Raw genomic sequence first — 713 nt, 5'->3', positions numbered from 1 at the left:
AATTAGCGAAGGTATTTTGTATTGATGTATGTGCTTATGCCGTAATGGGTAATCACACCCATTTAGTACTGTATGTAGATGATAAGAAAGCAAACAGGCTGAATGATAAAGCGATTGTTATTCGCTGGCATAAACTCTGTAAAGGCACATCGTTAACGCAAAAATATGTACAAGGTGAAAAGCTAAGTAAAGTTGAACTCATCTTTTTCAATCAAACGGTTAAACAATATCGCGAACGTTTAGCAAGTATCAGCTGGTTTATGCGGTTACTAAATGAAGATATTGCCCGCAGAGCAAATAAAGAAGATAACTGCACAGAGCGATTTTATTCGCTGCCATCCATGGCGCTCACCCTTCGGGCCGCCTAAGGCGTTCAAAGTTGTTCCATACAACTTTGTGGGAAGGGCCTTTCCTTAAAATAAAAAGTAATCGCAAGCATTACTAGATGAAGCAGCACTTGCGGTCTGCATGGCCTATGTAGATTTAAACCCCATTAGAGCTAAAATGGCTAAAACACCAGAAGAATCAGATCATACAAGTGCCCAACAACGCATAACACACGCAGAAGAAGGTAAACAACCAAAACAGTTACTACGTTTTGCAGGCATGCCACGTCAGATTATGCCTAAAGGGCTGCCGTTTGAGCTTAAATCGTACCTTGAACTCGTTGAGTTAACAGGGCGAATAATACGAGAGGATAAACGCGGGCACAT

General features: G+C 41.2%; 1 pseudogene. It reads left to right on the top strand.

Going from position 1 to position 713, the window contains the following annotated elements:
- Positions 1-713, top strand: a pseudogene (locus GQR46_RS19140) (hypothetical protein); the annotation flags it as partial.

It is taken from the genome of Pseudoalteromonas sp. Z1A6, assembly GCF_011378745.1.
Lineage (GTDB): Bacteria > Pseudomonadota > Gammaproteobacteria > Enterobacterales > Alteromonadaceae > Pseudoalteromonas > Pseudoalteromonas arctica.
Note: the sequence above shows the minus strand (reverse complement) of the source record. Positions and strands in the feature narration are given on the sequence as shown.